We start from the raw sequence: 21,634 nt of genomic DNA on the forward strand, positions 1-21,634 counted from the left end.
AGCATGATGCAAGGCAACTGGACGCTGGCAAAGAAGCGTACCAGACTCGAACAAAGGGCCCGGATCGTTCAAACGATCCGGTCCTTTTTCGTTGGACGGGATTTTTTGGAGGTCGAAACTCCGCACCGGATCCCCGGCAACGCCCCCGAGGCGCATATCGATGCGGTGCAAAGCGACGACTGGTTCCTGCATACCAGCCCCGAACTGTGCATGAAACGGCTGCTGGCCGCCGGCTATCCGCAATTGTTCCAACTGTGCCGCTGCTGGCGCGCCGCCGAACGCGGCTCCCGGCACCTGCCGGAATTCACCATGCTCGAATGGTACGCCGCCGGCTGCGACTACCATACTCTGATGGAGCAATGCGAAAGCCTGCTGGCAACGCTTCTGCCCGGCGGCAATCTCACCTATCGGGGACAAACCATCGATTTGACGCCCCCCTGGGAACGTCTTACCGTCGATGAGGCCTTTGACCGCTACGGCTCGCTATCCTTGCGACAGGCTCTGGACGAAGACCGTTTTGACGAAATCATCTCCTTTGAAATCGAACCTCGCCTCGGCATCGGCAAACCGACCTTTTTGATGGAATATCCGGCCGAGCTGGCAGCCCTGGCACGTCGGCACCCGGAGCGTCCCCATGTGGCGGAACGCTTCGAGCTCTACATCGCCGGACTGGAACTGGCCAACGCCTTTTCCGAACTGACCGACCCCGTTGAACAACGCGGGCGATTTGTCGCCGAAGAAGCAATGCGCAGAGACACCGGCAAGCCCCCCTACCCGTCTCCGGAGAAATTCCTACGGGAACTTGAAGCCATGCCTGAAGCCGCCGGCATTGCCCTCGGAGTAGACCGTCTGGTGATGCTCATCACCGGCGCCGAAACCATCGACGAGATCGTGGCCTTTACGCCCGAATTGCTTTAACTGTCTTAGCCCGCACCCGCGGATCGCCGGCGATAAAACCCCATCATTCCGTGACAGGGAGCGAACAGCCGCAGCTCTTCACCTCGCAGAGACTCCCTGGCCCCGATCAGCAACATTCCGCCGGGTCGCAAGGCACGCCACAGACGCCGCGCCGCCTGCAGACGGCGCGCACCCCGGTAATAGGTGAAGGGAAGATAACGGGCCAGGATCAGATCGAAACTTCCGGGCGGGGGATCACGCATAAAATTGTGGTGAATAAAACGCACTCGGCCGGTCACACGCGGGGACAACCGCCACAGCCCCCCATAGACGGAAAACCACCTACCCCGCAGAGCACCGGAAAGTTCCCGCAAAGAAGAAGGGGCATAACAGGCCTGCCGAGCCCGCCGCAGGGAAACGGCATCACAGTCGCTGCCCAGAATCAGCAAACGTCGCTGCGGATAACGGAACCGCAGCCGCTCGAGCCACAACAAGGCAAGACTGTAAGGCTCCTCGCCGCCGGCACATCCGACACTCCACACATGCAGTGGACGCCTCCCGGCAACCCCCGCCAACAACTTCGGTAAAACCTGCCCTTCAAGCATTTCCCACACCTGTGCCTCACGGAAAAACCGACTGACACTCACCGCCATGCGCTCCGCCAGAGCAGAAGCCTCGGCAGCGTCCGCATACAGACAGGCAAGATATTGCTCGTAACTCTCCAGGCCGAGTTCCGCCATGCGCTTCTGCACCCGATGACGGGCGGCGCGACGACGATATTTGCGCCAGTCCAGACCCAGGCGCGGACAAATCTGCTTCAAAAACGCATCAAAATGCATAAGGGACATCCATAGGGAAAAGCAAAATGCCCGGGGTGGATTGGGGACCGATCCTGCTCGAGCCAATATGCAACCTATTCCCAGCTATTATACCTCTAAGCCGGCGCAAACGACCGGGCATTCCTCCGGTTGCAACTCTCTAAAACCACCCTGCCATCCCCGATAGGACCTTGGCCGGTGTATTGGTTTGCGGTTTTGTAAGATGTACTCAAAACTAACCGGGCGAAGCCATAAACAGGTTGAGAAAAAAAGTGCCTGGATGGAAGCGTATCGGCATCGTTTTCGAACCCCGCTGCGTTTATGGAGATTTCCGTCAATCATTCATATGGCAAAAAGGTTTTCTGCGTTTCTCAACCGTTCGCCTTGAAATTTAGCCCTGAGCCGGGAAAATATAAGGGTGGCAAAACGTTAACCCCAAAAAAGGACAAAACAATGAGCTCTGTCCCAAGATGGCAATGCACAGTCTGCGGCTTGATCGTTGAAGGCCCTGCGCCCCCTAAAATGTGTCCCAAATGTGGCGCCAGATCCAATCGCTTTATCAAGATCAATTAAACGGAAATAGTTAGCATTGCCGATTCCGGCAGCGGAATTTCCGGCGAGTGGGAGGGAAAAAAGCGGCGTGGATGCCCTGTTGCAACAAGTGGCGGATGTGGTGTGGGGACCGGTCACGATCGTCCTGCTGGTCGGTACCGGCGCGCTCATGACCGCGCTGCTCGGCCTGGTGCAGCTGCGTCGGTTCCGCTATGCCTGGCAACTTGTCTCCGGCCGCTTCGACAGCCTCGAGGATGCCGGCGAGATCAGTCATTTTCAAGCGTTGAGTACGGCTCTTTCGGCCACCATCGGCACCGGCAATATCGCCGGGGTCGGAACCGCCATTGCCATGGGCGGGCCCGGTGCGGTGTTCTGGATGTGGATCACGGCAATATTCGGCATGTCACTCAAATTTTCCGAATGTCTGCTGGCCCTTCACTTTCGCACCATCCACAGTGACGGCACGATCAGTGCCGGCCCCATGTATTATCTGGAAAAGGGCTTGGGCTGCAAATGGCTCGGTCGCCTGTTCGCCCTGTTTGCCGTGCTGGTATCCTTCGGCCTCGGCAATATGGCCCAGGCCAATTCCGTGGCCGAACCGGTACGGACCCTGTTCGGAGTGCCCAAGCTTTTTACCGGGCTGTTTATCGGCGGTCTGGTTTTCGCCGTGACTGTCGGTGGCATCCGCCGCATCGGCAAAGTGGCCAGTTGCCTAGTGCCGTTCATGTCGGCATTCTACGTGCTGGGGGCTCTTTTTGTACTGGCCCGCCATTGGCAGGCGATTCCGGCCGGGCTTGTCACCATCGTGCAAGATGCTTTTTCCGGCAGTGCCGCGGCCGGCGGTTTTGCAGGAGCGGCCGTAGCGCAGGCGGTGCGCTTCGGCGTTGCGCGCGGCGTATTCTCCAACGAGGCGGGGCTCGGCAGTGCGCCTATCGCCCACGGCGCGGCGCGCACCAAAGAACCTGTGCGCGAAGGCCTGGTCGCCATGCTCGGCCCCTTCATCGACACCCTGGTCATATGCACCATGACCGCCCTGGTGATCATTCACACCGGCGCCTATCGCAGCGGCCTGAGCGGCGCCGACCTGACCGCCCGGGCCTTCGACACCGGTTTGCCGGGGCCGGGCGGATACATAGTCGCCATCGGTATTATATTTTTCGCTTTTTCCACCTCCCTGAGTTGGTCCTACTACGGCGATCGTTCCGTGGAATACCTGTTCGGAGGCAAAGTCGTGTTGCCTTACCGGGTGCTGTTCTGCCTGCTTTTGCCGGTAGGCGCTTCCATCCGTCTCGAACTGGTCTGGATCATCTCCGATATTTTCAATGCGCTTATGGCCTGGCCCAACCTGGTCGGTCTGCTCTGGCTCTGTCCCCTGGTGGTACGCCAGACCCGGATCTATTTCCGTGACCCCGGCCGTATGTATCCGGATCATTAAACAGAATAGGCAGAATGCCGAAAAAGTATATCCATGCCTACCACAGGCAGTTTTCCAATAGCCTGCCAAAGGCCCGCCAGAAGAACCGACGGCCCTGCCAGCATTTCTGGCGGGCCGCTTTTTTTGCTGGCTAGCTGTCAGGTCCCGCATGATTCCTGACCTGTTTACGGAAAAGTTTTGGTTTCTTTTTTTGCCAATCCTTCAGAGCTTGTATGGGAGTTTTATGCCCCAACGCTCGCTGAGGAATATGCTGGTTGTATAGATAACCATAACGTAACAATGTCTGCTCCAAATTTTCGGCGGAATCGAACCGGGTTGTTGCCAAAACCTCGCTGATGCGACCGTTGAATCGCTCAACCATCCCGTTGGTCTGAGGGTGGCGTGGAGGAATAAGCCGATGTTCAATACCATGCTGAACGCAGGTTTTGTCGAATACATGATTCCCTGTTGGCTTTCTCTCTCCAGCAGTGGAAAATCGATCCGTGAATGCCTTGTCGTTGTCGGTGAGCAATTTTTTGATCACAAATGGCGCTTTGGCTACCAGGCGATTCAAAAAGCCCTTTGCGGCTTGGGCGGATTTGCTCTTGCACACTTCCAGGTAAACCCAGCGGGTAGCACGGTCGATGCCTACAAACAGGTAACGCCGAGAGGTTTCGTCCGGCATCTGTGGCAAATATTTGATATCGACATGAACGAACCCCGGATCGTAGTTTTTAAATGTTTTGGGCTTGTTGTTGGCCGTTTCCTCTTTCGGGATCAGGTCCGCCAATCGGGATACCCCATGTCGTCGCAAACAACGGTCAAGTCCCGCACGAGAGACGTCAGCATTGACAAATTCCCGAGTGACGACCAGGAGATCATCGAGAGACAACAACAAAGAGCGACGCAACTCGATGACAACAGCTTCCTGGGCTTCGGTCATCGTTGTATTCAGTCGGTGTGCCGTATGAGACCGATCGTGAACATCGTCACGTTTGCGCCAGCGACGTACCGTGTCAATGGATATGCCCAGTTCTTTAGCTAAAGCCTTGTGCGATTTTTCCGACTCTTGGATATATCGTCGGATTTTCGGGGTCGTTGTGGCATTAGCGTGTAACCGTATCGTCATGTCAGACTCCTTTAGATTTCACCGCAGAGAATATCAAAAAGCATATCCCGAGCTAAGAATAACGGGAAGCTTTTTCTGCTAATGGAATCATCCGGGACCCAACAGCTAGCATCTTGGAATTTAGGGAGGATTGGAACCATCAACCCGTGAGAAATTGACCATTGTTCTTTTCAGCGAGAAGATATATCGGGTTGCGTTTACGGTAAAGCTTGTTAACTTGTTTTTAGTAGCAACCATCTTTTATCAGACCTACTTTCAAAGATGTGACCGATCCGCTAATTGCCGGGGGCGAATTTTCGGATCTGTTCACCAAAGAGATATGGAGGTTCAAGATGGAAATTGTGGGTAAAGGTAAGGTGTTGCGAATTTTCGTTGGGGAAAACGCTATCTGGGAGTCCCGTCCTCTTTATGAAGTCATTATCGAAAAGGCTCTGGAGGAGGGCCTCGCTGGTGCCACGGTTGCCAAAGGGGACGAAGGTTTTGGGGCGTCTTCACGCATTCGAAAAGTCAGAGCTCTGCGTTCCACTCATTTGCCTGTTATGGTTGAAATAGCGGACAAGCCAGAAAGAATCGCTAAGTTTATACCTCTATTGGAAAAAATGGTGGACAAGGGGCTGGTTTACCAAGAAGATATTGACATTCTGATCTATAAGTAACAGGTTGATGTTTTCATTTGTTTGGTTAAAATCCCTCCAGTCTTAAGTGGGTTGGGGGGATTTTTTTATCCGGAAAAATCTCAGGTAGTGATCATCTAAGAACAAGGTGTCTCAGAGTGCAGGGTTTGGGGAAACGCAGAAAAGTTACCAGAGATCAGCCTGGAATCATTCTGAGACAATAAGCAAGACAGCCTTGCCAGCACACCTGGCCGGTCGTTTTCCCATGGTGCTTATGTCTTGGATTTGGAGGGGCCCCGGATCCAAGTTTAATGCTTGACTATTCAATTGAATACTAGTATAGATATGTAGCTGTCTACTTGACGGGGAAGCTTACGATACTACTTCTGCAACAACACAGCAGAATGCCTCGTTTCTTCTTTTATATATGTGTAAATTCTTGAAAAGGATATTTTAATTTGAACTAAATCCAGTTTTCTTGGCGGTCTGACATGCGTAACAGAGTTTTTCCTCCCCTTGTGAGCTTAAGCGACATACGAAAGAAACTAGAGTCTTCAGCCTCTATCCTTCCTTGCTTATAACCATACTCACTTCTGTTTTTGTGTGTCAGGCCGCAATTTTTATTAAAAACACTACATAGATAGCCCTCTTCAGGGTGTTTCTAAATGATAGTTTCAATCTCTCAAGAACAACTTCCGAGACATGTTTTAACCATTGACCAAAGATTAGACTTTTTATTTGACGGAACAGCCTCAGTCGGCTTTATCGGTGAATTCGTGATCATGTTTCAAGAGGAGATGATTGATCGTGTTTATCTTTAAATAAATCTTAAACTTTTTAATTTTTTATAAGATAAGTATGGGATGGATGGCATGAAGAAAATTATTATCTTTTTAATTCTTTCTTTTTCGATAAATAGTTTTGCGGGTACATTAAATAGTCCAAGCCTTTCTCAAACAAAAACTGAGGGAGTTGAGGTTGTTGAAAAAGTTATGGATAATTTAATGGCTTATTTAAGTCTTGAAACCAGTGATAGATATAATAGGGATAAATATAAAACTGCAATAATTGGCCAGTTTTCAGAAAAATACTTTAGAGACGCTGGCATTGATAAATATATGCTTAAGATAAATTATTATATGCCTGAAGGATATAGAATAGTAAGTATTGATCCTGGGTTTATAAATGTAAAGTTGTATAGCAATACGTATGGATGGAAAAAATATATATCTATTAAACTAGTAAATGAAAATGGTTGTTTACTTATAAGGCCATCAAAAATTTATAAAAATTATATTTATTGGTGGACGGATACAAAATAGTGTTTTACCAGATTAGTGAAAGTTAGAAATATAATATATGCGGATTGTGTTTGATATATGTTCTTTAAAAAATATGGAGCAGTTTCCGCATTTCCGACAAATCACAAGAAACAAACAACCCATGGCCTGACCTGTTTCCCACAGGTTGGGCCTTCTCGTATCTTGTCCCAAATTGATTATCAGATTATCAGGGAACTATCGGACATAAGGCAAAAACCGGCCGGGCCGCCTCCCTGCAAACATAAACCTCTGCGGAAAATAGCAAACCACGATGGCCAAATGGGCACGTACACTGTATGCTGAAACAAACGGCAGAACACCATACGAACGACGGTAAATGGGCCGGATGCCACCGACACCGTCTCTCTGGAGTATTGTCATGCTATGCATCGACGGATCCCGGGGCGAAGGGGGCGGCCAGATCCTACGTAGCGCCCTGGCCCTGTCCCTCGTTACCGGAACCCCCTTTCGCATCATCAACATCCGCCGCGGCCGCAAAAGACCGGGGCTTATGCGTCAGCATCTCGCGGCAGTACATGCCGCGGCCGAGGTCGGTGCGGCGGAAGTCGAGGGGGCCGATCTCCACTCCCGACAATTAACCTTTATCCCGCGGACCATCCGGTCGGGAAGATTCCATTTCGACGTGGGCAGCGCCGGCAGTTGCACCCTGGTTTTGCAGACGGTCCTCCCCGCCCTGTGTCTGGCTGAAGGGCCTTCCTCCCTGGAACTCGAAGGCGGCACCCATAACCCCTTCGCGCCCCCCTTCGATTTTTTAGCCCGTGCCTTTTTGCCGTTATTGACGCGCATGGGGCCGGGGGTCGAGGCGCACCTCAAACGCCCCGGATTTTACCCTGCCGGCGGGGGCAAAATGACCTTTCGCATTTCACCGGTGGCCGATTTCAACCCCATCGAACTATGCCGAAGGGGCAGAATCCTCGACTGCCGCGCCCGCGCCCTGGTGGCAAATCTGCCACGCCATATCGCCGAACGGGAATTGCAGACCGTCGGCCAAAAACTCGGTTGGAACCCGGAGCAACTCCTTGTCGAGGAGATCACCGACGCCCGGGGGCACGGCAATGTTCTGCTGCTCGAAATCACCGGCGAACATGTCACCGAAGTCTTTTCCGCATTCGGTGCGAGAGGCGTTCCCGCCGAACAGGTAGCACGGCAGGCATGCGGTGAGGCCCGACAATACCTGGCTGCGCCGGTTCCGGTCGCCTTTCACCTTGCCGACCAACTCCTGCTTCCTCTGGCTCTGGCCGGCGGCGGAGCTTTCCGGACCCTACACCCCACCCCTCATACCCTGACCAATATCGAGGTGATAAAAATTTTCCTTCCGGTCGACGTCAAGATAAATGAGGCAGAATGCAACGGTTGGGAAATCCGCCTTGAAAAAAGGAGATAACAATGGCCATGGAGTAATGAGCCTAAATGCGCTCCCCGCGGACCAGGACAGATCGCTCATATCAAAAAAAAGACTGGCATTTCCCTGCGTTTAAGCTCATGATGCGCCGGAGACATTGACACAGGCCCAATATACATTGCGGAGAGCAGCACCATGCAAGACATCGACCTGGATCTTCTCGAGTATCTGGTTTACACCGATACCGACTACATAAAAGCCGCCGTTGCCGACACCACTTACCTGCCCCGTACTGTCCTGGGGGTCGGCACGTTTCTGCTCGACAACGAGGGGCAGGTGGATCTGTTGACGGCCAAGCAGCAAGTCACGTTCACAAAATTTCTCAAGCCGCTGCTGTTCGATGTCGCTTGCCACGGCATCGCCGGGCCGGAAACCTGTATGGGCAACGGCCGGATCGAAGGGGATGGGCTGCTGCAATGTTACAAGAGCAACATTTTCCGTTGCCGCGCCTGCCGCAACGCCACCAAGACCCAATCCAGCTCTCCCGAGGAAGCATAAAGATATGGCAGGCGAATACCGTAAGGACATCCATCCCGGCCTGCAGGTGGCCATCGTACTGAAAAAGGATCAGCGTACCGGCGTACTGAGCTACGGTATCGTTGACACGCTACTTACCAAAGCGCCCTTCCACTCCAGGGGTATCAAAGTGAGCCTGACCGATGGCAGGATTGGCCGGGTTCGACATATCGGACCGCAGCAGACGGATTGAGCAACCTGATTTCAGAACCGCCCTGGTGCAACCAGGCGCAAGCGTTTTAAACACCCATCTCCACGGAAAGACAACCATGAGTAAAGATCTGTACGTCAAAAACCTTCCTCCCGAAATCACCGAAGAGGAACTGCGAAAACTCTTTTCCGTAGCGGGAAAAGTATCCTATATCCACATGGGGAAAGACACCAAATCCGGCCAATTCCGCGGATACGGGTACGTCAAAATGGCCAGCGAAGCCGAGGCCAAGGAAGCCGTGGTGTGTCTCGACGGCGCACGCATCAACGATCGTTACATTTCCGTCAGCATTGCCAAACCGCAGCAACCTGGCGGCGCCCGCCGCAACCCCGCCCCCAACACACAAGGCCCGGCAAAACAACGGCAGAAACGCCGTAAATAGGTCGACACGCAACCAGGCACCACCGAACAAAGCTCATCTTACAGGCGAGGCCGTACCGCGCCGTGGCATAGGGGGCAGGCATTTTAAATATTGACATAAATGCCATGGGATTAGAAAATACCCGCAAATCCTGCAAAATCAGCTGCCCTTATTCTTCAATGTTGTTCCAAGTCTCCAGTGTTCCGTTGACCAGGGCCTTGGGCACGGGTGGAGGCCACTTTGACCAATCCCGAAACTCTGCTTAGCCTTGAAGAACGCATTCGAGAACTCGAAATCGAAAACAAATCCCTCGCTGAAACCTGTCACAACCTTGCAACCAGCCAGAAGAAACTCGAAGAACTCGTCGCGGCTTCGACAAAAAAACAACTGGCCATGGAAATGCAAAGCATGGAACTGGAGCAGATTTTTTCGTCCTCTTCCGACCCGATCTGGGTCGTACGCCAGGACGGAACCATCGTGCGTGCCAACAGCGCCATGCTCCGACTTCTCAACAGGACTCACGATGCCGTGGTAGGACATGCCTGCCATGATGTATTCGATTTCTGCTCCAGGGACAGTGCCCGCTGCCCTCTGACCCAGGCCCATCTTCCCCAATCGTTTCATGAATGGGATATCGAGTGCCCCAACGCCAAGGGCGAATCCGATTTCTATATGGTCTCCACTGCGTCCCTGGTAACCCTCGATGGCTCGCCCGGCATCGTCGGACATTTTCGGGACATCACCATACGCAAGCGCGCGGAAGCGGCCTTGGAGCAAGCCAATACCGCCCTCTCCCATCTGGCGCGTGTCGACGCCCTGACCCAGATCCCCAATCGACGGGCATTCGATGAGGCACTGCAGGCGGAATGGGGGCGTTTGGCCCGCGAAGAAGGTCCGTTGTCGCTGGTTCTGTGTGACATCGACTGTTTTAAAAAATATAACGATCACTACGGCCACCAGGCTGGCGACAAAGTTCTTCGTCGGGTTGCCGAGGCACTGGCGGATTGCGCCCGGCGCCCCGCCGATCTTGCATCCCGCTACGGCGGCGAAGAGTTTGCCCTGCTGCTTCCCCAGACCCCCCTGGAAGGCGCTTTGAGCGTTGCTGAAAAAGCACGCCAGGCCGTAGAGGATCTGGCCTTGCAACACCCCACCTCCAGCGTAAAACCGATCCTTACCCTCAGTCTGGGAGTCGCCTCAGTCATCCCCTCGCTGCATATAGCCCCAACGACCCTTATCGAATCCGCCGACAAGGCTCTCTACCAAGCCAAAAACGCCGACCGCAATCGGGTAGTGCCCGCGGTATGCAGCTCCCCAACCAGCCTTAACCTCTGACCAGAGCTCATGGCCATCACCAAAAAACCCAACGCAAATATGCTCTGGATGTCGCGGGGAATCAGCCGGGTTATTCCTCCATCACCATAAAGATATTCCACCGAACAACTCAAATACAGGGAACAAGCATTTCTCCCGAAGTACCTCACTGTCATGGGCATACGCTTTATCGGGCAGGATCCGTTGCCGCTCTTCTCTGCAAAGAAACGACTTCACCAGCGTTGCCTGAAGCTCCCTTGAAACACCATGCAGGCGTTGTTCATGTAAATAAAATCATCCGATACGACTTCGGTTCCCCAAAAAGCATGTCACTAAACTACAAGTGCTACCATTCCCGGTAAGGAAGGTGGGGTTGGGATTGTACACAATTTTGGTTGCTTATCTTTTTCAACTTTAGTATTCTGAAAAAAATAAAAGAACCTTTTAAATATTTGGCTATTTGAAGAAAATAGATCGAGGTCACTATGTTCCGTTCAGCAAGTCATGACAAAATGTCAACCCACATTATCCGTCAGGTGAGAGAAGCGATACTAAAGGGCCAGTTGCAACCCGGGCAATGCCTGCCGCCTGAAAAGGACCTGATTACACAATTCGGGGTAAGCAAGCACACCCTGCGCGAAGCGCTCCGCAGCCTGGAGGCCATGGGTTTCATTGAAATCAAACGAGGCGCCGGCGGCGGACCGGTGGTCAGCGAGGTCGATATGGAAACGACCCGCGACTCCATCGCCAATTTCCTTCATTTTCAGAATGTCTCTGTGAAGGATCTCTCTGAAATCCGCAAGATTATCGAACCCTACCTGGCAAGGCTTGCGGCAGAACGTTTCAGCGCCCAGGAAATCGAGAAACTGGAAGACATCGACCGCAAATGCCGGAAGATTTTTGAAAAGAAAAAGAATGTGGTTGGTGCCAAAGAAGAGGTCGACTTCCATGTTTTTCTGGCCCAGGCCAGCCGCAATCCGGTAATGGTCATGATTCTCGATTTTGTCAACAGCATGCTGACGGATCTGAAAACCCATATCAAACCGGGCCAGGAATTTTCGCAGCATGTCCTTGACTCCCATGAAAAAATCTTCAATGCGATCAAGGCCGGAGATGCCGATGCGGCAGAAAAAGCCATGTTGGGCCATATCTGCGATGTCGAAAATGAGCTGGAGGCTATGCGGGACAAAGAAGAGAAACAACCCAATCCCAAATAAGCAGTCTGACGATGTGAAAATCACCCTCATAAAAAGGGCGGAGCCTTGGCTCCGCCCTTTTTATGTCTCTATATCGTACTTCTTGCCTTCCTCAGGTCGGATATGGCCCCGTCATATAAGAGACAGCATGTCCGTCATTATTCTCCCCTCAGAGAAACATGGGTATAACCTTCCCCCGAGATTGTGAACAGTCCGAAAAGCTGCCACAACAACACCAGAAGGACTGGCATGGCTTCCTCGATCAGAACCAGTACCTTTTTTCTGGCTATGGGGTCGTGTTGTCGTCCTCGTCCCCCCAGATGTCGTGGGCTTTTTTTTTGAGAACCAGCAAGGCTGCAGCCTCAGCCAGGACCCTGTCTTTGCGCCGAATCTCCTTCTCTAGTTCATGGATTCGTTTTCGCTCGTTGCGCTTGGCTGGCGATGGCTCAAGCCCGACCAGCATCTGATCGAGCCATTGCTGCAAATGGGCTTCATGCAGACCTCGGCTGAGCAAGAAAGGGCCAAGGTCTTCTTCATAAAGCGAGGCAGCTTCTAGAACGGCTGCCAACTTTTCTTCGGGAGTCCAATCTTGCGGACGCTTCATGACCGATATCCTCTGCATCGACTTGGAGAAGGAGGGTGGATCCGGTTGCTCAGCAACATCCACCGTATCAGTTTCGCTCATCCATCGATAGAGTGTACTGCGCGATACCCCGTTTTCCTTGGCAATCGACATGGGGCCAAGGCTATCGGGGTCTGCCAGCTTCCTGATCATCAGGGCTCTGAATGACTTGGAATACATGCGCCTCCTGACTGCCTTCGATCTTTTGGAGTTCAGTTAGAGGCGACAGTTATGCTGACACAGGGGGCGACCGGTTTGGCGGAATGTGTCACCAAAGCCCTGTAGTCCCCCCGTCCAACAATAGTTTTTCCCTCTTCCGGGAAAAACTCCTGCAAGCATTTCAGACAAATTCCGTGGCTTTCACCTTTAGAGGCATTAACCCACCCCAACCGTCTCTTGCACCAACTGCAAATGATAATCACGGAAACCCCGATCTTTTAGTCCTAGTGGTTTCTGATGGTGTTTCGCCGCATGAGGCTGCGACTTACTGTTACTCCGGTTGTAAAGATGCAGCTTGCACCGTTCCTACCGGCCTTCCGAAAGCTCGTCCCAGATTTCCTTAATGGTGTGTTTCACCACCCGCTTCTTGTCCGTATAGGTGGTGTGAAGATATTTATGCGACCGCTCGGACGAGTAGGGTTCGCCGAAATAGCTGTCGTACATCTCTTTCACCAAAGGATTGCGGTGGGACTGGCGCAGTTCGCTGCCAGCGTCGATGTCGTAGATGGCCTTCTGACGCGCCGTGAGGAATTCTCGGTAGTTGCGCTTGTGCTTGGGCTGACCTCCGCCTCCCATACAGCCGCCGGGGCAGGCCATGACCTCGATGAAATGGTACTCCTTCTCGCCGCTGCGCACGCGTTCCAACAACTCCCTTGCGGACTTCAGACTGTTGGCAATGGCCACGTTCACAGTACCCAGCTCGCCCAGATCCACGCTGGCTTCACGGATGCCCTCCAGGCCGCGCACAGCTTTCAGGTCCACGCCGGGGATTTCCTCGCCCGTGACGATGTAGTGCACGGTGCGCACGGCCGCCTCCATCACACCACCGGTGGAGCCGAAGATCTCGGCCGCGCCCGTGGCCACGCCCATCCAGGGATTGTCGAAATTCCCCTCCTCCAGATCGGGCAACCAGATGCCTTCCCGTTTCAGCAGCGAGCCAAGCTCGCGGGTGGTGAGCACCACATCCACCTCAGGACGGTCTCCGATAGTGAATTCAGGACGCTTAGCCTCTTCCTTCTTGGCCGTGCAGGGCATGATGGAGATGACGCGCATCTTGGCCGGATCAATTGCCATCTTCTCGGCCAGATAGGTCTTGGCGATGGCGCCCAGACACTGCTGAGGCGACTTGGTGGTGGAGAGATTGCAGATCATATCGGGATAGAATTTCTCCACGTAGTTGATCCAGCCGGGGGAGCATGATGTGAGTAGGGGCAGGGTGCCGCCCTCTTTCACGCGGTGAAGCAGTTCGCTGCCCTCTTCCATGATAACCACGTCGGCCGTGAAGTTTGTGTCCAGCACCACATCGGCCCCCATCTTGCGGAAGGCGGTGATCATCTGGCCCTCCACATTGCTGCCGGGTTTCATGTTGAACTCCTCGCCCAGTGCCACGCGGGTGGCTGGAGCGAACTGAACCACGGTGAACATCTCGGGATCGTTGAGGTAGTCAATCACCTCTTCGGTATCATCCCTTTCGGCCAGGGCTCCCACAGGACAGACCAGGGTGCACTGGCCGCAGCTCACGCAATCCGACGTGTTCAAAAGATCGCTGTCGCGCACGCCTATCTCGGAGTCGACGCCCTTGTTCGCATAGAACAGCACGTCCGTGCCCTGTACTTCGCGGCAGATAGTCACACATCGTCCACAGCGGATGCACTTGGTCATGTCGCGGATCACCGACGGCGAGCTGATATCCTTGGTACGGCCCCCTGAAAAGTCGTACTTGAAGCGCGCCTCTTTCAGGCCCACAAACTGGGCCACGTCCTGCAGTTCACAGTCGCCGTGGCGCACGCATGTGGCACAGTCCTCTTCATGATCGGTGAGCAGCAGATTCACCTGAAGACGCTGCTGCTCGCGCACCTTGCGACTACGAGTCTGCACCTCAATACCCTCCTCCATAGGCGTATTGCACGAGGTCACGATCTGGGTGAAGTCATCCCCCTTGCGCTTGATCTCCACCAGACAGACGCGGCAGGTGCCGGGCGTGTGGTCGAGATTCTCCAGCTCGCAAAGGGTGGGAATAAACATATCGTAACGTCTCGCGGTCTGGAGAATGGTCTCGTCTGCCCCAAATTCCACGAGTTTTCCGTTGATGGTTCCTTGCATTGCAATCTCCTAAAAGATTTGTCAACGCTGAATAGCGCATGCAATCTTAACTGAAAACACTCATTGTTTTCTAATGGGTATAACGGTATCGCTGTCGTCTTTTATGTTGCCAAAGCCATTAATGATCCGTTATCACAGAATAAATCCGATAACATCGCAGACACCGATCCGCCTCGCGAAACGCCTCGTCCTCGGTGATGACCTTCTCAACCTCCTCGAAGATCTCTTTCCGCTTCTCGGGCTCCAGTTCCTCAATGCGCACCCGGTACTGATGCTTCACGGGCTGAATCACGTCGTCGTCGGCATGCTTACGGACACATTTAACGAACTGGCTCATGCGGCTATCCGAATCGAACTGGGGGCGGCCGTAAGTCAAGTACTCGTCTATGGATCGGGCCGCCATCTCGCCCTGGGCCATGGCCTGGATCAGGGTGGCTGGCCCCAGCACGCAATCACCGCCCGCGAACACACCCTTGCGGGTGGTGGCCAGATGGTCGTCGGTCTTCAGGCATTCCCAACGATCGAGCTCCATCCCGTCATCCTCGCCGAGGAAGGAGGTATCCACTTCCTGGCCGATGGCGACCACCGCGTTGTCGGTATCGATGATGAATTCCGATCCCGGCTTGGGAGTCACACCCCGGCGTCCGCTGGAGTCCACCTCGCCCAGCTCCATCTCAACGAATTCAATGCCGGTGACCTGTCCCTTTTCAGAAATCACCCGAACCGGCTGACTGAGGAAATGGAAGCGAATACCCTCTTCCTTGGCCGCGTGGATCTCTTCCACATCGGCGGGCATCTGCTCTTCGGCGCGACGGTAGGCCACATGCACCTCTTCCACGCCCATGCGCAGGGCGGAGCGAGCGCAGTCCATGGCCACATTGCCACCGCCCATCACCAGCAGCTTCTTGCCCAGCTTCAGCGGGAATTCGGTCTGCTCTTCATTGAGGACAAACTGATTGATATAGAGTAAGAACTTGACGCCGCTGATATAGCCTTCCAGAGAATCGTCTTCACCGGCCACTTTCAACTTCTTGCCCTTGTGGGCGCCCACGCCGATGAAGACCGACTTGTACCCCTGCTTGATCAGATCGTCGAGGGAAAAATCCTTACCCATCTTCTTGCCATAATGGATATGTCCGCCAAGCGACTCGATGATGCTGACCTCTTTGTTGAGAATCTCCTCCTTGGGCAAGCGGTACTTGGGAATGCCCACACCCGCCATGCCGCCGGGTTCTGTGAGGGACTCGTACACGTCCACGGGATAGCCCTTGAGCAGCAGATGGTAGGCCGCAGAGATGCCGGCCGGGCCCGCGCCGATGACGGCCACTTTCAGATCGTCGCCCTTTTTTTCATGGATGAGGTCCTCGTTGAACCACTGATCCTTGATGTAGCGCTCCTTGTCGGCCACGAAGCGCTTGAGCACCTTGATACCCACGGGCTCGTCCACGCGACTGCGGCGGCAGGCGGCCTCGCAGAAGCGCACACACACGCGGCCGCAGGTGGCGGCCATGGGGTATTTCTTCAGAATCACGCCGATTGAACGGTCGAATTTACTGTCTTTCACATACTCGATGTAGCGAGGGATATCTACCCGGGAGGGGCACTGCTCGATGCATGGGGCGGTCACATATTCGGTGTAGGCCTGCCTTCCGGTCTCATCGTACCGGCCGATATTGACCTCGAATTCATCCCGAAAATGCCGGAGCATGGCGATAAGGGGATCGGTGGCGGTCTGCCCCAGGCCGCACATGGAAGTGGACTTGATATGTTCGGCCAGAGTCAGAATCTCATCCACGGCATCAGCTCCAAGCTCGCCCTTGCTGAGCGCTTCCAGCTTTGAGGTGAGCACCTCGGTGCCCACACGGCAGGGCGTACACTTGCCGCAGGACTCCCTGGCTGCAGTGGCGACATACTGATGTGCGGCGTCAAGAATGCTGGTCTCCTTGTCGAAGACAAAAAAACCGTTGGCACCCAGGAACGCTTTCACCGGATTTCCGGGATCGAATTCATCCATCTGATCGAACTCTTTCAGCTCTTCTATCTCGAAAAACCGCTTGTCCCGGTTGTCGGCGATCTCTTCATTCCATACTCCGTAGAGTATCCTTGCCATGCTTATCTCCTCTATTTGACTTTTACCGGGAACTTCTATACTTAGATCTTCCCGTATAAGACTCTACATAGTGCCGAACTCTTTCTGCGCCAAGTTACCGATGAGTGATCTTGCCGTTGCTGGAACAGTTCAGAAATCTGCTGCGTTTAGCAGAATCTCAAACATTTAAAACCTCTTTGTTCACGGTTTACTTACCGAATGCCTGCACCACAGAGGCCCTCTAATATCTGGGACCCCACCTCCCACGGGAGTACCGACAAGTTTCAGCGAAGCTGCACTGACCGCATGAACAATCAAACTAATGGTGCCTTCTGTAGGATCGGCGTCATCAATGGTAAGGGGGACACCGTCGCCGTCCTCTTCGGCACCGATGATGACAAACTGCCCCGGCTGACGAACCTTGGCAATCCACGGGGCGCGAATAACCATACGGTGGACATCCGGCGCCAGAATCTCGTTTTCCAAAATCTCAAACTTGTGAGTCAGATCAAAAACCTTATGCGCATTCAATAGAAAAGCTTTGCGCCACTCCCAGAGCTGTGTCTTTTCAACGTCATACTCCCGGCATATCTCTGCCACAGTACGACCGGCCAGGCTTTCCAGCACGATAATCGCCTTAGTTTGGGCATCTATGTCTTTAACAACATGCATCGTCATCCCCCAGGCTCTGGCAAAACAGCTGCGGGCGGCCCGGCCTTGTGATGCCGAGCCGCCAGACTCTTCATTACTTAAGAGACCTATTATAGTTCTCTGTTGATAGTGCCTTCCCAGGTGGAAACCCTGTCCTGATCACTGAGTTCCTCTGGAGATACCCACTTCGTGGTAACGGTCTTGGTCTGGGTATAGAACTTGACCCCGTCGCGCCCCAGGCAGTGGAGATCGCCGAAGAAGGAGCGCTTATGGCCAGAGAAGGGGAAGAACGCCAAGGGCACCGGAATACCGACGTTGATGCCGACCATGCCACCGTCAGTCCGACGGGCGAATTCCCTGGATTTATGGCCGTCGCGCGTAAAGATCGACGAACCGTTGGCGAACTCGTTGTTATTCATGATGGTGATGCCTTCTTCGAAGTCTTTAACCCGCTTGATGCTGACTACCGGGCCGAAGATCTCCTCATCGCCAACAACCATATCCGGCTTGACGTTATCGAAGATGGTGGGACCGACGAAGTAGCCCTCTTCGCAGCCTTCGACGACGACTTCGCGACCGTCGAGCACCAGTTCGGCACCTTCTTCAACACCCTTATTGATCATGTCGACAACGAACTTCTTCTGGCCGGCGCTTACCAGGGGACCAAGCTGGGTGGTTTCTTCGTAAGCCGGACCCATGGTCAATTCCTGGGCATACTTTTTCAGCAGGGCGACGAATTCGTCGGCGATGCAGTCCTCGACAACTACGGTCGGCAGAGCCATGCAGCGCTGACCGGCACAACCGAAAGCCGAGTTGATAATCCGACGCGCAGACCAGTCCAAAGGAGCGTCGCGCAGTACCAGAGCATGGTTCTTGGCCTGGGTCAGGGCTTGCACCCGCTTACCGCTTGCGGCGCCGGCCTGATAGATCTTCAGGCCGACGGGAGTGGAGCCAACAAAGGAGATGCCGCGGATGTCCGGGTGGGACAGCAGGTCAGTCAATTCGTTACGGCTGCAAGTAATCAGATTGACGACGCCTTTGGGCAGGCCGGCTTCGATCAGCAGCTCGAGCAGACGCATGCTGGTCATCGGAACCAGGCTGGCAGACTTCAGAACCACGGTGTTGCCGCAAGCAATGGCCAGGGGGATGAACCAGCCAAAGGGAATCATCGCCGGGAAGTTGTAGGGGGCGATGCCGAGAAAAACACCGACCGGCTCACGATAGAGCACCGAGTCGTGCCCGCGAGTAACCTCCATAGTGGAGTGACCCTGCATCTCCAGCGGTGCGGCGACAGCTACTTCGCAGGCCTCGACGACCTTGTGCACATCGCCGCGGGCTTCATTGAGGTTCTTGCCCATCTCGGTGGCAAGGATGGTGGCCAGCTCATCGAAATGGTCGTTGACCAGGTCGCGGAATTTGAACAGTATCTGGGTGCGAATCGCGGCCGGCTTGCTCGACCATCCGGGGAAGGCCGCCTTGGCAGACTGTACGGCAGCTTCAACTTCCTCGGTGGTGCAGCAGGGGGTTTCGGCAATCTGAACCCCGAGACTCGGGTTCATGATGGCCATGTACTTTTCGGTTTTCGAGTCTCTCCACTCGTTGTCGATGCAATACTGCAGTCTTTTGATTTCAGGAGCCAGTTCTCTAGCTTCACCCATTGCGGTTCTCCCTTCAGTTTTTGAATATTACCGTCTCGTAGTCACGAGAGGCTTTCAGGTTTATGTCGCCGACATCCATTGCCGACATCCATACATTCAATTGTTTGGCTATTTTTTTCAACCGATAAAAAACACTCCTAGAGTGCTGCCCGATAAAGCTCGATAATCTCCCCCTTAGAAGGCTTGCGCGGATTGTTGCCCGGGCTGCCGCTGGCGATGGCATCCTCGGCCATCTTCTCTACCACTGGCTCCAGCTTCTCGCTGGTAACGCCCAGCTCGCTAAGGGTCGGCACTTCCAGCATTCTGATCAAATTCTTAACCCTTTCGGCGCCGACTTTGGCGACCCCCATGGTGTCCTGACTACCGTTTTCGACCCCCATGGCCCTGGCAATATCAGCATAACGCTGAGGATTACCCTCAAGCGAATAGTCCATGACAACACCCAACAGACAGGCGTTGGAAACACCATGGGGTACATGAAAATTGGCGCCAATCGGCCGAGACATGCCATGCACCAGGGCTACGGAGGCATTGGAGAAAGCAATCCCGGCCTGCAACGAGCCCAACATGGTGTTCGCCCGAGCCTCGCGATTCCGTGGATCGCCCCAAGCCAGGAGCAGGTTCCCGCTGATCAGCTTGATGGCAGAAAGAGCCAGCACATCGGTCATCGGTTGAGCCTTGACCGAGACGTAGGCTTCGATAGCATGAGTCAGAGCATCTAGCCCGGTAGCGGCGGTCAATTTCCGCGGCAGATTCAAGGTCAACAGAGGATCGACGATGGCGATCCGCGGCATGAGAAACGGGCTGCCAATCAGCATCTTAACGTCCCGACTCGTATCGGTGATAATGGTGAACATGGTGGCTTCGCTGCCTGTACCGGCAGTAGTCGGTACGGCCATCAGTGGCACCCCAGGCACGGTGAACTTGTCCAACCCCATGTAATCTTCGATCTTGCCGGGGTTGGTTGCCATGATACTGACGGCCTTGGCCGCATCGATGGGGCTGCCGCCACCGCAAGCTACAATGCAATCACACTGCTCTTCTTTGAGCATCTGCAAACCGGTTTTGACATGCGACAGATCAGGCTCGGAATTCACGCCGTCAAATACGACAACCTCGACACCACTATCGTGCAGAGATTTGACCACCGGATCGATAGCGCCGACTTCTGCTAGCACCTTGTCGGTCATCAACAGGGCCTTACGCGCCCCAAGGCGCTTGGCCTCCGGCCCAGTATTGTCAGCGGCCTCTTCGCCGAAATGAACGGTGGAAGGTGTACGAAACGGACGGGATGGAATCATGGTTGTGCCTCCTTAATCTGTGTCTACCTGGCCCTCCCGGAACGGCCAGCTGTGCAACACTATAAAAGCCTGAGACCCGAATAGGTCTTTCTCTTGAGTATATTCTTACAACAACAACCGTGGCGGGTCAAGCAAAATTACAAATATATGGCTATTTATTTTTATTGCACTAGAATCGCTTAAAATTACAGAGTTTTTTATCTATTAAATTTACCGCCGTTAGAAGCCTATAGTGCATTTCGGAGACACGGCCCAGCATTTTTACCCCTTGCAAATGCGAACAGGGAGGACACCTGCACCCCCCTGTTCATAACTCCGTCTTGTCAAATAGGACCTCAGCTACACTTTATGTAAGGCATCCACAGGCAACATCGCCGGCAACGATCTCTGCCCAACCCTCCAGCACATCATGGGTCCAGCAGTCATCGGCACCAGACGCTTCGCGCATCACTAGGGCCAGGATATAGGCCAACTCCTGAACCGTAGCACCGGCATCCAGCGCACCCTTGAAATGTTTCAGTACGCAAGGTTTCGAGCGGGCCTTGATGGACACGGCGAAACAGATGTACTGATAGGTTTTTTCGTCAATAAAACGCTTTTGCCGATACAACTCATCGGTCTTATCCAGTAATTCTACAAATTCGGGGAAAAACTTAGCCAACAAACGCATACTTACTCCTTATGGCGAAATACTCAAGCCTGCCCGCCAATAGACTGCGCGAATTTCACCTGAAAAATAACCCCGGTGCTGCGGCAGCCGAAAACTTGTAAAGCCCTCAGACTAAACACCGGGCCCAGAAACTAAAATTCGCAAACGTTATGCACAACCTCGGCATCCATAGTTACCATGGCACCGGCAGTGACCATTTTCTTGAGAATGGGTACCAATTTACCTATCTTTTCTTCGGTATCGATGAACTCGATGACCATGGGCTGACATTTGGAAATAGTCAGACTCGGAACAGAAGTCCTGCAGATCTCGCAGCAAAATCCGGATCCTTCGATCCCCCGGAAGACCATGGAACCAGCCAGACCGTGCTCGAAGGCCTTTTCCACTATGACTTCATAGAGAGGCTTACCTCCCAACTGCTTGGTTTCATTGAGGTAAATTCTCAACAACTTGCCTTTTCCTTCATTGCTCATATCGAACTCCCTAAGCTCTTGAATATTTGTTTAAACAACCTAAATTTCACGACGAACTCGGCATTCAGAAAAATTTCTCAACCC

At 53.7% G+C, this 21,634-nt stretch carries 20 protein-coding genes and 1 pseudogene; 11 read left to right on the plus strand and 10 right to left on the minus strand.

What is annotated here, in order from left to right; genetic code table 11:
* Window positions 1-3 precede the first annotated feature (3 nt).
* A complete protein-coding gene (gene epmA, locus PCAR_RS13580; protein ID WP_011342256.1) occupies window positions 4-918 on the plus strand; it encodes an EF-P lysine aminoacylase EpmA in 915 nt (304 codons plus the stop codon).
* A gap of 5 nt (window positions 919-923) precedes the next feature.
* Here the strand turns inward: epmA and PCAR_RS13585 are convergent, their stop codons facing one another.
* A complete protein-coding gene (locus PCAR_RS13585) occupies window positions 924-1,736 on the minus strand; it encodes a CheR family methyltransferase (RefSeq protein ID WP_052643444.1) in 813 nt (270 codons plus the stop codon).
* Window positions 1,737-2,168: 432 nt separating this feature from the next.
* Between PCAR_RS13585 and PCAR_RS19170 the strand changes: the two genes are divergently transcribed.
* Window positions 2,169-2,288 (plus strand): rubredoxin-like domain-containing protein, encoded by a 120-nt coding sequence (locus PCAR_RS19170; RefSeq protein ID WP_011342258.1) that lies wholly within the window; start codon window positions 2,169-2,171, stop codon window positions 2,286-2,288.
* Between the two features lie 67 nt (window positions 2,289-2,355).
* The gene (locus PCAR_RS13590; RefSeq protein WP_011342259.1) at window positions 2,356-3,702 is read left to right on the plus strand and encodes an alanine/glycine:cation symporter family protein; all 1,347 of its coding nucleotides are present in this window, start codon (window positions 2,356-2,358) and stop codon (window positions 3,700-3,702) included.
* Window positions 3,703-3,832: 130 nt separating this feature from the next.
* Here PCAR_RS13590 and PCAR_RS13595 read toward each other — a convergent pair whose 3' ends face one another.
* Complete coding sequence (locus tag PCAR_RS13595) at window positions 3,833-4,810, minus strand: IS481-like element ISPca3 family transposase (protein ID WP_011342260.1); 978 nt, start codon at window positions 4,808-4,810, stop codon at window positions 3,833-3,835.
* Window positions 4,811-5,142: 332 nt separating this feature from the next.
* Here PCAR_RS13595 and PCAR_RS13600 point away from each other — a divergent pair, with 332 nt between their 5' ends.
* From PCAR_RS13600 to PCAR_RS13635, 8 genes are all read left to right on the plus strand, one after another.
* The gene (locus PCAR_RS13600) at window positions 5,143-5,466 is read left to right on the plus strand and encodes a DUF190 domain-containing protein (protein WP_011342261.1); all 324 of its coding nucleotides are present in this window, start codon (window positions 5,143-5,145) and stop codon (window positions 5,464-5,466) included.
* Window positions 5,467-6,296: 830 nt separating this feature from the next.
* Window positions 6,297-6,746, plus strand: coding sequence for a hypothetical protein (locus PCAR_RS13605; RefSeq protein WP_011342263.1), 450 nt, complete (start codon window positions 6,297-6,299; stop codon window positions 6,744-6,746).
* A 379-nt stretch (window positions 6,747-7,125) separates the two neighbouring features.
* Window positions 7,126-8,151: an RNA 3'-terminal phosphate cyclase gene (gene rtcA, locus PCAR_RS13610; protein ID WP_011342264.1), complete on the plus strand. Its 1,026-nt coding sequence runs from the start codon at window positions 7,126-7,128 to the stop codon at window positions 8,149-8,151.
* A gap of 153 nt (window positions 8,152-8,304) precedes the next feature.
* Window positions 8,305-8,667: a hypothetical protein gene (locus tag PCAR_RS19075; RefSeq protein WP_011342265.1), complete on the plus strand. Its 363-nt coding sequence runs from the start codon at window positions 8,305-8,307 to the stop codon at window positions 8,665-8,667.
* Window positions 8,668-8,671: 4 nt separating this feature from the next.
* Complete coding sequence (locus PCAR_RS13620; protein WP_011342266.1) at window positions 8,672-8,878, plus strand: YwbE family protein; 207 nt, start codon at window positions 8,672-8,674, stop codon at window positions 8,876-8,878.
* A 76-nt stretch (window positions 8,879-8,954) separates the two neighbouring features.
* The gene (locus tag PCAR_RS13625) at window positions 8,955-9,278 is read left to right on the plus strand and encodes an RNA recognition motif domain-containing protein (protein WP_011342267.1); all 324 of its coding nucleotides are present in this window, start codon (window positions 8,955-8,957) and stop codon (window positions 9,276-9,278) included.
* 219 nt (window positions 9,279-9,497) lie between these two features.
* Window positions 9,498-10,589 (plus strand): sensor domain-containing diguanylate cyclase, encoded by a 1,092-nt coding sequence (locus tag PCAR_RS18020; protein ID WP_052643446.1) that lies wholly within the window; start codon window positions 9,498-9,500, stop codon window positions 10,587-10,589.
* A 491-nt stretch (window positions 10,590-11,080) separates the two neighbouring features.
* Entirely contained in the window at window positions 11,081-11,785 is a 705-nt protein-coding gene (locus PCAR_RS13635; protein WP_200858971.1) for a FadR/GntR family transcriptional regulator, read from the plus strand.
* 289 nt (window positions 11,786-12,074) lie between these two features.
* Here PCAR_RS13635 and PCAR_RS19290 read toward each other — a convergent pair.
* The 8 genes and pseudogenes from PCAR_RS19290 to PCAR_RS13675 all read right to left on the minus strand — a co-directional run.
* Window positions 12,075-12,188 (minus strand): annotated as a pseudogene (locus PCAR_RS19290) (transposase); the annotation flags it as partial.
* 723 nt (window positions 12,189-12,911) lie between these two features.
* Window positions 12,912-14,708, minus strand: a complete 1,797-nt coding sequence (locus tag PCAR_RS13645) for a 2Fe-2S iron-sulfur cluster binding domain-containing protein (RefSeq protein ID WP_011342272.1) — start codon at window positions 14,706-14,708, stop codon at window positions 12,912-12,914.
* A 118-nt stretch (window positions 14,709-14,826) separates the two neighbouring features.
* Complete coding sequence (locus PCAR_RS13650) at window positions 14,827-16,818, minus strand: FAD-dependent oxidoreductase (RefSeq protein ID WP_011342273.1); 1,992 nt, start codon at window positions 16,816-16,818, stop codon at window positions 14,827-14,829.
* Between the two features lie 180 nt (window positions 16,819-16,998).
* Window positions 16,999-17,475, minus strand: a complete 477-nt coding sequence (locus PCAR_RS13655) for a transposase (protein WP_041531383.1) — start codon at window positions 17,473-17,475, stop codon at window positions 16,999-17,001.
* Window positions 17,476-17,558: 83 nt separating this feature from the next.
* Window positions 17,559-19,106, minus strand: a complete 1,548-nt coding sequence (locus PCAR_RS13660) for a CoA-acylating methylmalonate-semialdehyde dehydrogenase (protein WP_011342274.1) — start codon at window positions 19,104-19,106, stop codon at window positions 17,559-17,561.
* Window positions 19,107-19,243: 137 nt separating this feature from the next.
* On the minus strand, window positions 19,244-20,407 hold the full coding sequence (locus PCAR_RS13665; protein WP_011342275.1) for an iron-containing alcohol dehydrogenase: 1,164 nt from the start codon (window positions 20,405-20,407) through the stop codon (window positions 19,244-19,246).
* A 346-nt stretch (window positions 20,408-20,753) separates the two neighbouring features.
* Window positions 20,754-21,077: a carboxymuconolactone decarboxylase family protein gene (locus PCAR_RS13670; RefSeq protein ID WP_011342276.1), complete on the minus strand. Its 324-nt coding sequence runs from the start codon at window positions 21,075-21,077 to the stop codon at window positions 20,754-20,756.
* A 131-nt stretch (window positions 21,078-21,208) separates the two neighbouring features.
* Window positions 21,209-21,550 carry a DUF190 domain-containing protein gene (locus PCAR_RS13675; protein WP_011342277.1) on the minus strand — a complete coding sequence of 114 codons (342 nt, stop codon included), beginning with the start codon at window positions 21,548-21,550 and terminating at the stop codon, window positions 21,209-21,211.
* Window positions 21,551-21,634 lie beyond the last annotated feature (84 nt).

Origin of the sequence: Syntrophotalea carbinolica DSM 2380, assembly GCF_000012885.1 — a bacterium.
Taxonomy (GTDB): domain Bacteria; phylum Desulfobacterota; class Desulfuromonadia; order Desulfuromonadales; family Syntrophotaleaceae; genus Syntrophotalea; species Syntrophotalea carbinolica.